The sequence below is a fragment of the Leucobacter aridicollis genome (assembly GCF_024399335.1).
Classification (GTDB): domain Bacteria; phylum Actinomycetota; class Actinomycetes; order Actinomycetales; family Microbacteriaceae; genus Leucobacter; species Leucobacter aridicollis_A.
Map to the genome: position 1 here is coordinate 566,270 of NZ_CP075339.1, position 14,928 is coordinate 581,197.

General features: G+C 65.0%; 13 protein-coding genes. 11 read left to right on the top strand and 2 right to left on the bottom strand.

Annotated elements, in window-relative coordinates; translation table 11 throughout:
- Positions 1–160 precede the first annotated feature (160 nt).
- The 5 genes from KI794_RS02470 (at position 161) to KI794_RS02490 (ending at position 5,389) form a co-directional block, all read left to right on the top strand.
- Entirely contained in the window at positions 161–1,741 is a 1,581-nt protein-coding gene (locus tag KI794_RS02470; protein WP_255809007.1) for an ABC transporter substrate-binding protein, read from the top strand.
- 70 nt (positions 1,742–1,811) lie between these two features.
- Positions 1,812–2,813, top strand: a complete 1,002-nt coding sequence (locus KI794_RS02475; RefSeq protein WP_255809720.1) for an ABC transporter permease — start codon at positions 1,812–1,814, stop codon at positions 2,811–2,813.
- Positions 2,810–3,694 carry an ABC transporter permease gene (locus KI794_RS02480; RefSeq protein WP_255809009.1) on the top strand — a complete coding sequence of 295 codons (885 nt, stop codon included), beginning with the start codon at positions 2,810–2,812 and terminating at the stop codon, positions 3,692–3,694. Before KI794_RS02475 ends, KI794_RS02480 begins: the two co-directional genes overlap by 4 nt.
- Positions 3,691–4,575 carry an ABC transporter ATP-binding protein gene (locus KI794_RS02485; RefSeq protein ID WP_255809011.1) on the top strand — a complete coding sequence of 295 codons (885 nt, stop codon included), beginning with the start codon at positions 3,691–3,693 and terminating at the stop codon, positions 4,573–4,575. Before KI794_RS02480 ends, KI794_RS02485 begins: the two co-directional genes overlap by 4 nt.
- Entirely contained in the window at positions 4,568–5,389 is an 822-nt protein-coding gene (locus tag KI794_RS02490; RefSeq protein ID WP_255809012.1) for an ABC transporter ATP-binding protein, read from the top strand. The genes KI794_RS02485 and KI794_RS02490 overlap by 8 nt, the downstream gene beginning before the upstream one ends.
- 120 nt (positions 5,390–5,509) lie before the next feature.
- Here KI794_RS02490 and KI794_RS02495 read toward each other — a convergent pair whose 3' ends face one another.
- Entirely contained in the window at positions 5,510–6,172 is a 663-nt protein-coding gene (locus KI794_RS02495; protein WP_255809014.1) for a DUF805 domain-containing protein, read from the bottom strand.
- Positions 6,173–6,309: 137 nt separating this feature from the next.
- Positions 6,310–7,437 (bottom strand): alcohol dehydrogenase catalytic domain-containing protein, encoded by a 1,128-nt coding sequence (locus KI794_RS02500; RefSeq protein ID WP_255809015.1) that lies wholly within the window; start codon positions 7,435–7,437, stop codon positions 6,310–6,312.
- A gap of 311 nt (positions 7,438–7,748) precedes the next feature.
- On the opposite strand from KI794_RS02500, the gene KI794_RS02505 reads away from it, so the two are divergent.
- From KI794_RS02505 to KI794_RS02530, 6 genes are read left to right on the top strand one after another with little or no spacing between them, the layout of a single operon-like run.
- Positions 7,749–9,170 carry an MFS transporter gene (locus tag KI794_RS02505; RefSeq protein ID WP_255809016.1) on the top strand — a complete coding sequence of 474 codons (1,422 nt, stop codon included), beginning with the start codon at positions 7,749–7,751 and terminating at the stop codon, positions 9,168–9,170.
- Positions 9,171–9,194: 24 nt separating this feature from the next.
- A complete protein-coding gene (locus KI794_RS02510) occupies positions 9,195–10,721 on the top strand; it encodes an FGGY family carbohydrate kinase (protein WP_255809018.1) in 1,527 nt (508 codons plus the stop codon).
- Positions 10,718–12,391, top strand: a complete 1,674-nt coding sequence (locus KI794_RS02515) for a glycerol-3-phosphate dehydrogenase/oxidase (protein WP_255809019.1) — start codon at positions 10,718–10,720, stop codon at positions 12,389–12,391. The genes KI794_RS02510 and KI794_RS02515 overlap by 4 nt, the downstream gene beginning before the upstream one ends.
- The gene (locus KI794_RS02520; RefSeq protein ID WP_255809020.1) at positions 12,388–13,920 is read left to right on the top strand and encodes an FAD-binding oxidoreductase; all 1,533 of its coding nucleotides are present in this window, start codon (positions 12,388–12,390) and stop codon (positions 13,918–13,920) included. The genes KI794_RS02515 and KI794_RS02520 overlap by 4 nt, the downstream gene beginning before the upstream one ends.
- A 5-nt stretch (positions 13,921–13,925) precedes the next feature.
- Entirely contained in the window at positions 13,926–14,549 is a 624-nt protein-coding gene (locus tag KI794_RS02525) for a glycerol-3-phosphate responsive antiterminator (protein WP_255809022.1), read from the top strand.
- A gap of 54 nt (positions 14,550–14,603) precedes the next feature.
- Positions 14,604–14,891: a putative quinol monooxygenase gene (locus tag KI794_RS02530; protein WP_255809024.1), complete on the top strand. Its 288-nt coding sequence runs from the start codon at positions 14,604–14,606 to the stop codon at positions 14,889–14,891.
- The last annotated feature ends 37 nt before the right edge of the window (positions 14,892–14,928 follow it).

Here is a 14,928-nt window from a genome sequence, read left to right on the forward strand (position 1 = left end):
GTGTCGTTCTGCGCCGTTGCTAGGTGGACCTTCTGCAAAATATACACGTATAGTGCGGACATATTTCGTTGTCTGGTTTCCAAGTTGACACAATAATCCCGTATCGCGTAATTTCTGTACAGAGTTATCCAAAGAGGGATAGCACGATGGAAGGCCACAAATGAAGCACTCGATGAAGCGCGTTTTCGCCGCGACCGGCCTGGTCGCCGCAGCTGCGCTTGTCCTCTCCGGCTGTGCCGGGGGCGCAAAACCCGACACCGGTGAAGCAGCAGGAGGCGGCAAGTCAATCGTCGTCGATGCTTCCTTTGACCTGAAGACCGCAGACCCGGGTCGCCAGTACGAGACGACGGGCTCGATCGTCGCGAAGGCGCTCTACGAGACACTCCTCACGTTCAACGGTGAAGACGTCACCGAGCCAGTCGACGGCCTCGCAAGCTACGAGATGAACGAGGACAACACAGTCCTGACGCTCACGATGAAGCCCGGCGCGAAGTTCTCTGACGGGTCTGACGTGACTGTCGACGACGCCGTGTTCTCGCTGACCCGTGTGCAGGGAATCCTCGGAAACCCGTCGTTCCTGCTCGAGGGCGTCAAGGTTGAAAAGACTGGCGACGACACACTGACACTGACCTCGGAGACTCCGAACCCCGCGCTTCCGTTCATTCTGCCGAACCCGGCGCTTTCGGTCGTCAACCAGGAGGTCGTCGAGGCGAACGGTGGCTCGGCAGACGAGTCTGACGACGCTGAGGCGTTCCTCAATGGCCAGTCGGCAGGCTCGGGCCCCTACATGCTCGAGTCATTCGACGCTGCGGCGCAGGTCGTCTTCAAGGCGAACCCCGAGTACACGGGCGACAAGCCTGCGTACGACCGTGTCGTGCTCCGCAACGTCGAGGGCCCCACGCAGAAGCTCAACGTCGAGAAGGGCGAGTCGCAGGTTGCGCTCGATCTGAACCCTGACCAGGTCGCTGAGCTCGCAAGCGCCGACGTGAAGGTTGTCTCGAACCCGTCGCGCTACATGATCTTCCTGCTGCTCAACCAGAACCCTGAGATCAGCGAGATCACAAGCAACCCCGACTTCCTGCAGGCAGTCAAGCTCGGGCTCGACTACGACAAGATCGTCAGCCTCGCGGGCGAGGGCTCGGTGCGACCGGGCGGACCGATCCCGTCGCTCTTTGTCGGTGCGATTGACGCGAAGCAGGGCAACCAGCGCGACGTCGACGCTGCGAAGGCTGCGCTGAAGAAGTCGGGCTACGCCGGCGAGAAGGTCACCCTGAACTTCCCGAACGACATCACCGTCCAGGGCCTGTCACTGCAGAACGTCGCCGAGGCCGTACAGGCACAGCTCAGCGAGGTCGGCATCGAGGTCGCTCTCGCTCCCGCTCCTGTCGCGACCGAGCTTGACGCGTACCGCAACGGCACCGAGACGATTGGTCTGTGGTACTGGGGCCCCGACTTCCCGGACGCTTCGAACTACACGGTGTTCTCGCCGGGTGAGCTCGTTGGGCTCCGCTCAGGCTGGGCTGCTGACGCAAACCCGAAGGTCACCGAGCTCTCGAACGCGGCAAAGGCTGCGACCGGTGAAGATCGCGCACCCGCCTACGAGGCATGGCAGGACGAGCTGAACGCGAGCGGCCCCTTCGTGCCGCTGCTGCAGCCCGCGCAGAACGTGGTCACGTCGCCGTCGATCGAGTCGATCACGACGAACCCCGTGTGGACAGTGGATCTTGCCCTCATCAAGTAACAACAGCACCGTCGCGATCCGGACGGCCGAACGTGCCACACGGCGGGGGATCCCCCCGTTCGTGCGGTACGTGGCCGTCCGGCTCGGCCTGACGGTCCTCCTCATGTTCGGGGTGACTATCGTCACCTTCGTGCTCACCAACCTTGTGCCTGCCGACCCCGTGCAGGCAGCGCTGGGCGAGCAGGCCGCCGCGAACCCTGAGATCGTCGCGAAGTTCCGCGCCGAGAACGGGCTCGACCAGCCACTCGTCGTGCAGTACTTCACGTACCTCGGCAACGTGCTTCAGGGGAACCTCGGCGTCTCAACGCAGACGCGTATGCCCGTCGCTGACGAGCTCGCGGCAGCTTTCCCTGCCACCATTGAGCTCGCGCTGTCTGCGATTGTGTTCTCAGCAATCATCGGCATCGGCCTTGGGCTGTGGGCAGCGCTCAAGCGCCGCACGTTCGTCGACCAGATCATTCGCGTCGTGAGCCTCATCGGGCTCAGCTGGCCGACCTTCTGGCTCGCGCTCGTTGTGTACTACGTCTTCTTCTTCGTGCTCGGAATCTTCCCCGGCTCAGGCAGGCTCGATCCGACGGCGATCGCCCCGCCTCACGTGACGGGGCTCTACACGATTGACTCAATCGTTGCGGGCCAGTGGGGTACGTTCTGGGACGCGCTTTACCACCTCGTGCTTCCGGCTTCCGTGCTTGCCCTCTACACGATCGGCCTGCTGACACGATTCGCTCGTTCGGCGGTGCTCGAGGTCCTCGACATGGACTACGTGAAGGCCGCAACCGCGAAGGGGCTGCCGCGGCGCACGGTCGTGTTCGGCTACGTCCTGCGCGGCGCGATGGTGCCGATCATCACGGTGCTCGGCCTCGCGTTCGGATCACTCCTGTCGGGCACAGTGCTCGTTGAGAAGGTGTATTCCTGGCACGGACTTGGCGAGTACTCGTTCTCTGCAGCTACAAAACTTGACCTGCCAGCAATCATGGGTGTTGGCCTCGTCGTCGGCATCGTCTACATCGGACTGAACTTCCTCGTCGATGTGCTGTACGGGGTCATCGACCCGAGAGTGAGGGTCTCATGAGCTCCGACATCTTGACCGAGCGCGCGAAAAAGCGCCGCTGGCTGAAGATTTCCCCGGCGTTTCGCACACCGCTCGCGCTCACTGGCGTTTCGATTGCGCTGATCTGGCTTGTCATCGCGATCTTCGCTCCGGCGATTGCTCCCTACGATCCGCTTGCGCAGGCGTTCGAACGCCTGCAGCCGCCGAGCGCTGCGCACCTGTTCGGTACCGACGCTGTCGGCCGCGACGTGCTCAGCCGAGTGATTAGCGGCGCGCGCATCTCGATGCCGCTCGCGCTTTCGCTCGTCGTCGCATCAATGATCGTTGGTGGCACGCTCGGCGCCATCGCCGGGTACTTCGGCAAAGCCGTCGACGAAGTGATTATGCGTATCGCTGACCTCGTGTTCGCGTTTCCAACGATCATCCTCGCGATGGTCATCACCGCGGCGCTTGGCCCGAGCCTCACGAACGCTGTCATCGCGATGCTCATCGTCTCGTGGCCCGCCTACGCTCGTGTGACAAGGTCGCTCGTGCTCTCCGCGCGCACTCAGGAGTACGTCATTGCCGGGCGCCTGCTTGGCAACGGCCCGTTCACGTCGCTTCGACGCGACATCCTCCCGAACGTGCTCTCGCCCGTGTTCGTGCTCGCGATGCTCGACGTGGGAACCGCGATCCTGCTGCTCGCTGGCCTGAGCTTCCTCGGGCTGGGCGCGACCCCGCCGACGCCCGACTGGGGCGCGATGGTCTCTGACGGTGTGCAGCAGTTCTCGTCGTGGTGGATCGCAGCCTTCCCCGGCCTCGCAATCTTCACGGTCGTCATGGCGTTTAACTTCATTGGGGATTCGCTGCGCGACTCCCTCGATCCGCGTGCACAGGACGCGGTGCAGGGGAGGGCAATGTGAGCCACTCAACAGTTACACACGACGGCGCACGCGAGGTGTCGGTCGACGAGGGGCTCGCGATCCGGGATCTCACCGTCGCGATTGGCGAACGCGAGATCCTGCACGGCATCAGCATCGACCTCATCCCGGGCCAGATCACCGGCCTCGCCGGCGAATCAGGATCGGGCAAGTCTCTCACCGGGCTTGCAATGCTTGGCCTGCTTCCCGCGAATGCGCGAACGGGCGGCGAGATCCGGTTCGGTGGGCGCAACGTGCTCACCCTTCCCGAGCGCGAACTCGGCAAGATCCGCGGCCAGGGTATCGGAATGGTGTTCCAGGATCCGACAGCGAGTCTGCACCCGATGCTCACCATTGAGCGGCAGCTGACCGATCACCTCCGCGCCCACACCGGGGTGTCGAAGGCCGAAGCTCGCGAGCGTGCGCTCGAGGCGCTCGGCAAGGTGAAGGTGCCGATGCCCGAGACGGCGCTGAAAAAGTACCCGCACCAGTTCTCTGGCGGGCAGTTGCAGCGCATTGCGATCGCTGTCGCGATTATTTGCGAGCCGAGCATCCTCATTGCAGACGAACCGACGACGGCGCTTGACGTCACCGTGCAGGCGGGCGTCTTGCGCCTGCTTCGCCAGCTCTGCGACGAGATGGGCCTCGCCGTGATGCTCATTACGCACGATCTCGGCGTCATGTCGAGCCTCGCCGACCGCATCTCGGTGCTGCGGCAGGGGGAGATTGTGGAGGAGGGGACGCGGTACGACGTGCTGCGAAACCCGCAGCACGAGTACACCCGTGCGCTCATCGACGCGCTCCCAAGCCACGAGGGAGCGGGAGCCGGCCCCGTCGACGCTGTCGATGCGGCGGGCAACGAACAGGAGGCGGATCATGCCTGAGCAGAACTCACAGTCAACGAACCCGGCCCTGCTCAGGATCGACTCGCTTTCGGTGCAGTACAAGCTCCCCGGCAGGGGCGTACTGACCGCGGTGAACGACGTGAGCTTCGAGCTGCCCTCCAAGCGCGTGCTTGGCCTCGTCGGGGAATCTGGCTGCGGCAAGTCGACGCTTGCCCGCGCGGTGTGCGGCCTCGAGCCGATTCACTCGGGCAGCATTCGCTTCAACGGTGAGCCCATTCGCACGCTCGGGATGCGCACGCGCCCGAAGGATCTGCTGCGCATTCAGATGGTGTTCCAGAACCCGTACGCTTCACTGAATCCGCGGCGCACGGTTGGCGCGCAGATCGCCGATGGGCTGCGTATCAACCCGCAGAAGGACTCCTGGTCTGTCGCTGGTCTCCTCGAAGAGGTTGAGCTGCCGAGCGATGTGCAGAGTCGGTTCCCGCACCAGTTCTCTGGCGGGCAGCGGCAGCGCATCGCTATCGCTCGCGCAATCGCGTCGGGGCCGCAGCTGCTCATCGGCGACGAGCCCATCGCATCGCTTGACGCGAGCCTCCAGGCGAAGGTTGCGAGCCTCATGCGGCGACTCGCTCTCGAGTCGGGAGCGTCGATGCTGTTCATCAGCCACGACCTCGCTGTCGTGCGCACAATCGCAGATGAAGTTGCGGTCATGAACAAGGGCGAGATTGTCGAGCACGGACCTGTGGAACAGGTGTGGCGTTCGCCGCGGGACCCGTATACGCAGCGCCTACTCGCGGCGATCCCGGCAGTCGACGGCCTTGGCACACTGCCGGGCCTGCCCGACGCCGCGTAGCGAAACGGGGCCCGGGCGCCACTGCGCCGCCGGTGGCCCTACAGCCACGACACTGCAGGCTTCCTGCCCTGGGGGACACCCCGGGCAGGAAGCCTGCAGTGTCGTTAAAACCGCCGTGCGCTAGAAAGCGCGGTAGAAGCGCCTGCCCTCGACTCTCGGCGGCAGCGCCAGCAGCACAATGTGGGCGATCCACCCGAATCCCGGAACCAATATCACGAAGAACAGGGGGCCTGGAAGGTTTGCGTCGTGCAACCGCCGCCAGGTCACCGCAAGCGTCGGCACAATGAGGCCGAGCCCCGCAACGGCAAGCACAAGCCCGAGCATTCCGTTCACGACGGCTGCAGCCTGGTACGAGGCTCCCGATATGGCGTATGAAGCGGTTTCGATAATGTTTGCGAGAGTGCCCGCGACGAACCACAGTCCGAAGCATGCGAGCATCACCCACCAGTACTCGCTGCGTGACGCTCGTCCCGAGAACGACGCGTAGTTCTTGAAAAAGCGAACGATTGCCTGCGCGAAGCTCGCGCCGTACAGCGGGCGCGCCAGATCGTCGGGCGAAGCGGCGCCGTCAAAGGGCTCCCCGGGGCCCGGGATCGCGAACCCTGGCGGCATCGCGGGCGGTGGGGCGTAGGGTGGCGCCTGCGGTGGCGCGTAGCTGAAGCGCTGCGTCGGCTGCTCCTGCGGCTGCACCGGCTGCACCGGCTGCACCGGCGACGCATAGCGCGGGCGAGTGGGCCCCACCTCGGACCCGTGATGTTCTGGTGTGCCCGGTGTCTCTGCCATCTGAAGCCTCTCTTCGGAGTGTCTCCCTAGATGCTACGGGGTACTCACCATGCGGGCGCAGCCAACAGCTCGGCGTGAGGGGCTGCGTGACGCCGCGTGGGGTCGGCGACGAAGCACGCCTCCAACCCCGCGAGCGTTCAGACTGACAGCGGATCCGCAGCGGGAAAGCGGATGATCTGGCGAAGCGCCTCACCGTCTGCGAGCGCGTCCATTGCCTCGTTGATGTCGTCGAGCTCGATTGTCGCCGAGATGAGCGCCTCAAGCCCGAGCTTGCCCTCTCGCCACAGCTGCGCATAGCGGGGGATATCGCGACTCGGGACGGCTGAACCGAGGTAGCTGCCAATCACTGTGCGGGCCTCGGCGGTGAGCGTCAGCGGTGAGATCTCGCTTCGCGCGTCAGGGGCAGGAAGCCCGACTGTGACAGTGCGCCCACCCGGGGCTGTGAGCTCGTACGCCGACTCAAACGCGCGCGGGTGACCCGCGCACTCGATGACGACCAGAAACCGGATTCCCCGCTCGAGCGCCTCCTGCGGCGTGAGGCACTCGACAGCGCCGGCTGCGGTTGCGCCGGGAAACTTGCCCGCGTTCGCGTCGATGCCGACGACGGGGTGCCCCTCTGCGACGGCGACGAGAAGCGCCGCCATGCCGACGCCTCCCAGCCCGACGACAGCTACTGTCTCGCCCGCAGCGGGCTTGCCAGCGTTGACGACCGCGCCGCCGCCAGTGAGCACAGCGCAGCCGAGCAGGGCGGCGATATCGGCAGGCACATCGTCATCGACTGCGACGACACTGCGCGCATCAACAACGGCGTGGGTCGCGAACCCTGAAACACCGAGGTGGTGGTTGACCGGGGCGCTGCCGTGGAACAGGCGCACGTCGCCGTTCATGAGCGTGCCCGCGGAGTTCGCGAGTGTGCCGGGTTCGCAGGGGAGCAGTCCGTCGGTCTTGCAGGCTTGGCAGGCGCCGCAGCGCGGCAGGAACGTCATCACGACCCTGCGCCCCACGAGGCCGTCGTCTGCCGCCGACCCGACTGCCTCTACTCGGCCGGCAGCCTCATGCCCGAGCAGCATTGGCAGCGGTCGCGGCCTGTTGCCGTCGACAACTGAAAGATCCGAGTGGCAGATGCTTGCGGCTTCGATGCGCACGAGAAGTTCGCCAGGGCCTGGCGCCTGCAGTTCGAGATCACGGATCTCGATGGGGCGGGAGGCGGCCCAGGGACGGGGGCTGCCTGAGGAAGTGAGGACTGCGCCACGAATATTCGTCATTGAGAATTCCTTCGGTTCGGAGACAGACGTACGTGACACTCGGGAGCCGAATAGTAGCGATTCCGCTCACAGTGCTCGCGCACGAAAGAATGAGACGCGTGATTCTGGAGGTCTAGAACGCTGAACCCATAGTACGAAACTTGCGGGTCGGAGAAAAGCCCTCGGAATCGTTTTCGGAATTGACGGCGGCGAGCGTTCGGTGCTAACTTCAGGGCAACAGGGCAAGAATCAAAGAATTCCTGGTATGGAGTCTTTGTCTTGCCCTCTTTCTGTTGTGACCCCTTGCCAGGTATGACAGAGAGGTCATTTTCATGGCAACACAGATACTTCGCGGGATCGGCGATGTCGTCTCGTACATCGACTCGCGTACGCAGATTCGCGGCCGTGCCGGCTGGATCTGGTGGCTCGCCCTCGGCGGGCTCTTCCTTGACGCTTTCTCGAACTCGGCGCTCTCTGCGGGCCTCGGCCCCATGACGAAGGACCTTGAGCTCAGCGCGGGCCAGATCGCACTGCTCACCTCGATGGCGTCCTGGGTCGCACTCGTGTTCAACCCGATCGGCGGCTGGCTCGCAGACCGCTTTGGCCGCGTCGGCCCGTTGCTCGTCGCGAAGGTACTCGCAATGGCGGGTGCGTTCATCGCTGCCTTCGCTCCGAGCTTCGAGTTGGTCGTGGCCGGTCGTTTCTTTGTCGGCGCCGCATACGGCATCGACTTCGCGATCGCTATGGCCCTCCTCGCGGAGTTCACCCCAGCTCGGTTCCGCGCGCGGATCAACACGTGGCAGGGCATCTGGTACACCGCAGTATCGTCGAACCTCATCCTCGCGATCGGCTTCCACAACATGAATGTTGGCGATTCGATTTGGCGCTATGCCGTCGGCACAGCCGGCATCGTCGCGCTGCTGCTCTTCATCGCCCAGGCGGTGAAGCTCGTCGAGAGCCCGAGCTGGTACGCGCGAAAGGGCAGGCTCGATGAGGCCGCGCGATCGATGACCAAGATCTACGGCGAAAAGTTCGAAGCGGCTCCCGAGGCCGAGCGCATCCCCATGGAAGGCGTTGCGACCAAGGGCATTGGCAACGTCGCGCTCATCTTCCGCGGCATCTACCTGCCGCGCACGATCCTCGCGTCGACGGTGCAGATGGGCCAGTCGCTGCAGTACTTCGCCGTCGGCTGGTACCTCCCGATCATCTCGATCGCAATCTTTGGCGAGGGCGACTTCGTGCTCGCCACGGTTGGCACGCTCGTCTTCAACGCGTTCGGCATCATCGGCGGCTTCACCTCGCCGCTCATCGCGAAGAAGCTCGGCCTTCGCCGCGCCTCGGCGATCGGCTTCTCGCTCGTGTTCGTGATGCTCGTCATTCTCGGCCTCGCATTCAACACGATGCCGCTGTGGCTCGCGTTCATCGTGCCGTCGCTGTTCATCCTGTTCCACTCGGGCGGGCCCGGCGCGAACGGTAAGAGCCTCTCGACACTGTCGTTCCGCAGTGAGCTGCGTGCGACAGCCAACGGCTTCATCGGCGCGATCGGCAGCCTCGGCGCGGCCCTCGGCCTCGTCGTGTTCCCGATCCTTAAGGAAGATCTCGGGCTCGGCCCGACGTTCCTCATCCTCTCGGCAGTGCCGTTCGTCGCGGCAGTTATCTGCTGGGTGATCAAGTGGGAGCCGAGCCGCGCTGACTTCAACCCGGACGAGGAGCCCGAGGCCCCGCAGTTCCGCGACGCAGTCACCACTCGCTAAGACAACGACGCAAAGGAGTACGCGGTGAAACAGGCAATACTCGCAATCGACGAGGGCACAACTGGCACCCGTGCCGCCTGGGTGACCGCCGACGGTGACGTGGGCGGACTCACCTACGAACGGTTGTCGGTGAGTTCCCCACGCCCCGGGGTCGTGGCACAGAGCGCTAGCGAGATCCTCGAGAAAACGATCCGTACGCTGCGCGCCGCATACGCTTCGGCGCAGGAGCACAGGCTGCATGTCACAGCAGTCGCCATCGCGACGCAGCGCGCAACCGCGACGCTGTGGGACACCGCGACGGGTGAGCCCGTCGCGCCATCGATGGTGTGGCAGGACACCCAGTACGCGGCGGATCTCGCAGCGCTCTCGGATGAGTGGGACGCTCGGCTGTGGCCGAGCATCGGCCGCCCCACAGGCGTGCGCAACGTGTACCTGTGGGCAGCACGGGTGCTCGCAGACCCGCAGCAGGCGCGCGCACGGGAATGCCAGGCACGGAGCACCCTCGCGTTCGGCACCGTCGACACCTGGCTGCTGTGGTCGCTGTCGAACAGGCGTGAACTCGTCGCCACGGCAACGAACGCGGTGAGTTCGGGGGCCTACCGCCTCGCAGACCACAGCTACCACACCGAGTTCATCGAGGCGCTCGGCTTCCCACTCGAGCTGCTGCCAGAACTGCGCGACGACGTCTCAGACTTCGGAACGCTCCGCCCCGAGATTCTCGGCGTCGAACTGCCGATCGTTGCGGCTGCGGGAGACCAGCACGCTGCAATGGTTGGGCTCGGTGTCATCGACAAGGGCGACGTAATGTGTGTGCACGGCACCGGGTCGTTCGTCGACCTGAACCTCGGCACGCACCTGCCCGAAAACGACGGTCGCTATCAGGGCGCGTTGAGCCTCGTTGCCTGGCGCGAAGCCGGTATCTCCCGCTACTCGATCGAGACTTTTACCTCGACGACAGGCTCCGCCATCGACTGGCTCGTCGACAAGCTGCGCCTGTTCGACTCGGGCAAACACATCAGTGAGCTTGCCGCCAACGGGCGCATGGGGTCCGTGCACTCGGTGCCGGCGCTCACGGGTGTTCGCATGCCGAGCGTGAACGCTGGCGTCGGCGCCCTTATTGGTGGTCTCACAATGTCGACAACCCGCGAGGACGTCGCGCTCGCCGTGCTTGAGGGCATCGCCCAGTCGGTCGGCTGGAGCATTGATGCCGATAAAGAGGTTGCCGGCGTCGAGATCGGCAAGGTCAACATCGGCGGTGGGCTTTCGAGCTCCGACCCGCTTGTGCAGTTGCAGGCCGATCTCACGGGTGTGCCGCACCACCGGTTCCGCGACACGGATAAGGCGTCGCTGCGCGGCGCGGCATTCCTCGGCGGGGTGAGCCTCGGCGTGTGGGACTCGCTCGCAGACACCCGTGAGCTGCTTGGCACCCCAGACGTGTTTGAACCCCAGATGAGCCCCGATGAGCGCGAGGAACGTGTCGCCCTGTGGCGGCAACGCGTGCTCACCGAGATGGAGCTCGCAGACGCAAGAAAGGAATCGACTAGGGAATGAGATTTCCTGAAAAACGCGCAAATACAGAGCGCCAGAGCCTGTCCCCAGTGGAGGCTCCCGCGCTCAGCAGAGCGAACGCAGTTCGCCGCATGGAGGACGCGACCTTTGACGTCGTCATCGTTGGCGGCGGCATCACGGGGGCATACGCTGCGCTCGACGCGGCCCTCCGTGGGCTGAGCGTCGCGCTCATTGAGAAAGACGACTTCGCCTCGGGCACATCGAGCAAGTCCTCGAAGATGATCCACGGCGGGCTTCGCTACATCGAGCAGGGCAACCTGCCGCTCGTGCGCCACTCGCTGCTCGAGCGCCAGCGGCTTCGCCGCAACGCCGGCCACCTCGTGCAGCGCCTCCCGTTCCTGTTCCCCGTGCTCTCGGAAGACGGCGTCTTCGACCGCAGGCTCGCCTCGGGCTTCGAAGCGCTGCTCTGGACCTACGACTTTGCGGGCGGGTGGCGCGAGGGCGTACTGCACCAAAAGCTCTCGAAGGAGGAGGTGCTCGCGCAGAGCCCCCTGTTTGTCGCAGACAAGCTCGAGGGCGGCTTCATGTACTACGACTCGCGCGCTGACGACGCACGGTTGACGCTGAACATCGCACGCACCGCGGCCTTTCACGGCGCTGCGATTGCGAATTACGCGAAGGCAACCGACGTGATGCGCGACGGCGGCAAGGTCTCAGGCGTCGTCGCTGAGATCGACGGCGGCGAGGTGCAGATTCGTGGCCGCTCGGTTGTCATGGCTGTCGGCTCCTGGCTGCGCGACTGGGACGGCACGAGGCCCGGAACCGACAAGCCAAACATCCGCCCGGCGAAGGGCGTGCACGTGTCGGTGCCGTGGTCGAAGATACAGAACTCGTGCACGATTACGATCCCGATCCCGGGCCGTACCCGCCGCGCCACAATCACCCGCTGGGGCGATACTGCGCTGCTCGGCACGACCGACGAGGACTACACGGGCGACCTCGATGCCGCGCGCTGCACGCATGAAGAAATGAACTTCCTGCTCGACGGCGCCATGCACGCGCTGCGCACCGAGATCAAGCCGGAAGACGTGCTCGGCTCGATCGCCGGCACCCGACCCCTCGTCGCGGCGGCGGGCGGGAAGACGCTCGACGTGAAGCGCAACCACGAGATCCGCACGGACTCAGACGGCCTCGTCACGGTCGTCGGCGGCAAGCTCACGACCTCGCGCCACATGGCCGAGCAGACTGTCGACGCGGTACTCAAGGTCCTCGGCGAACGCGCAAAGTGCCGCACGAAAAAGGCGTACTTGCTTGGCGCTGCAGGCTACGACGGCCAGGCCGCCACGGCATCCGGCGGGCTGCCGGCTCACCTCGCCGAACGCTTCGGCACCGAGTCCAGGTTCATCTCGCAGATGATCGCCGCGGACCCCGCGCTCACCGCACCCGTCGTCGAAGGGCTGCCGTACATCGAAGCAGAGGTCATCTTCGCGGCCCGCTACGAGATGGCGCACACAGTCGATGACGTGCTCAGCCGCCGCACTCGCTCGCGCCTCATGGCGCGCGACGCCTCGGGCGTCGCGGCTGGCAGGGTCGGCGAGATCCTCGGCCGAGAACTCGGGCTGAGCGACTCAGAGATTGCGGCGCAGGTCACGAATTACAACGAACAGATCCAGATAGAAAAAGCAGTGCTGATGGGAGGCACATCGTCATGATGAGTCGGGAAGCGGTTCGCCGCGGATACAACAAGAGGAACTACGTCGTCGGGGCACACACCCCTCCCGGCTGGGCCCCTGAAACTGTCACAACCGAGCAGCTGAGCGGATCGCTGCAGGCAGACGTCGTGGCGGTGCCCGAGACAGTTGTCGAGCAGCTGCGCGGCATCGCAGTAGCTGTCACAAACGACGCGGCAGACATCGTCGCGAACACCCGCGACTGGTGGGCGCGCACAATGATCGCAGAGACGGGCGGGGAGCCAGCGATCATCGAGGGCGTATTCGTCGAGGTTGATTCGGTCGAACAAATTCAGCAGGTCATGCGCCTCGCGAACGAGCACGGCATCCCCGTGACAGTGTCGGCTGGCCGCTCGAACGTCACCGGCGCGGCCCTGCCGCTGCGCGGCGGCATCGTGCTCGACGTCTGCCGCCTGAACCGGGAGCTCGATTTCGACGCCGAGAGCCAGATCGTCACCGTCGAAGCAGGTATGTTCGGCGACGTGTTCGAGGAGCTCGTACAAGAGAAGTACGGCATGACGAGCGGCCACTGGCCCTCCTCCTTTGGAATCAGCACAGTCGGCGGCTGGGTTGCCTGCCGCGGGGCGGGCCAGCTCTCGACCCGCTACGGCAAGATTGAGGACATGGTTGCCGGCCTCGAGGTCGTGCTCGCAGACGGCTCGCTCATCACGGTTGGCGCCGCCGGCCGCTCCGCTGTTGGCAGCGACCTGCAGCAGCTGTTCGTCGGCTCGGAGGGCACGCTCGGCGTGATCACCTCGGTGAAGCTCAAGCTTCACCGGCTCCCCGACTACACGAAGGCGATCGCGTTCGGGTTCCCCTCGTTCAAGGTGGGCCTCGACGTCTGCCGCGAGATCCTGCAGCGCGGGGCCACCCCCGCGGCGCTACGCCTGTACGACGAGCTCGAGAGCGGTCTGCAGTTCGATATGCCCGAGCAGAACGTGATCCTCATCGCCGACGAGGGCGACCCGAAAATCGTCGATGCGGTCATCGCGATCTCCGAAGAGGTGTGCCGCCAGTACGAGGGAGTCGAGCTCGACGGCGACGCACTGCTCGAACGCTGGTACGAGACGCGCTACCTCACGGGCAAGAGCGCCGAGGGCTTTAAGCGCAGCGCCGGCTTTGTGGCTGACACCCTCGAGATGAGCGGCGCATGGTCGGCGCTGTCTGACGTGTACAACGAGGTCGTTGAGGCTGTGCAGGCGCTGCCAGGCACGCTCCGTGCCTCGGCGCACCAGTCGCACGCATATACGGATGCCGGTTGCGTCTACTTCTCGTTCCGTGGCGAGGTCGAAGACCCCGCGAACCGTGCCGAGTGGTACCGCGCGGCCTGGGACGCGGCAAACGAGGTCATCGTGCGCCACCAGACGACGCTCAGCCACCACCACGGCGTCGGTCTCGTGCGTGCGCCCTACATGGCCGAATCGCTCGGTGCCGGGCTCGACGTGCTGCGAGCGATCAAGGCTACGCTTGACCCCAAGGGCATTCTGAACCCCGGAAAGCTAGGGCTCTAACTCCTATGACCGCTTCAAGGCGTGAGGCACAGATCGATCCGGTGCGTCGCGCGCGCCTGAAAGAACTCGTTGGCCTGCATACACGGCCGGTGATTGCGTCGGTTCTCGACCGCCCACACCTTGAAGCGTTCATCGAGTCGTCGGCGCAATTCTGCTTCCTCGCGCAGACCGACCTCATCGAGCTCGAAGCGGCGATCGCGCGAATCCACGAGCGGCCCCGCAAAGTCGTGTTCGTGAACATCGACTCGATCGTCGGTCTCGCGCAGGATCGCGGCGGCGTTGACTACCTGGCCCGGCTCGGCGCGGACGGCCTCCTGACGACCCGCGGATCGCTGATCCCGCGGGCCCAGGAGGCCGGCCTGCTGACAGTGCAGAAGCTATTCATCACCGATCGCTCAAACATTCAGCGTGGCGTCGCCGCGGTGCACGGGGCGAAGCCTGACCTGTTGCAGCTCATGCCAGCCCCTGTGCTTCCGTTCGTGGCAGGCCACGAGATCATGCGCATTCGGCCGGTCGTGGCCTCCGGGTTTGTGACATCTCCTACCGAGGTCGAGGCGGCGCTGTCACACGGGGCCGTCGGGGTCTCGACGAGCACTCCAAAGCTCTGGGAGTACGAGCGCGCGGGTTAGCCGCCCACACCCTGAATCTGTCCCCAAATACGTCCCCACTCGAAGGAGACCACAGTGTTTACAGTCATCGCCCGCTACTTCGCCTCACCCGAGACCGCAGACGAGGTCGCGGCGCTGCTGCCGCAGCTCGCCGCCGGCAGCCGCACGGAGCCAGGCAACATCTCGTACACGATCACGCGTGATCTCGAGCGCCCCGAAGAGTTTGTGATTGTCGAGGAGTACGCCTCGGCAGCCGACTTTGCGGCGCACCGCGAGACCGAACACTTCACGCAGATTGGGCTCGGCACGATCATTCCGCTGCTCGTTGAGCGCAAGGTCGTGACGCTCACGCCTGCGGAGTAGGCCGCAGGCGTATACCCGGGTGAGGCCCTGACCACGG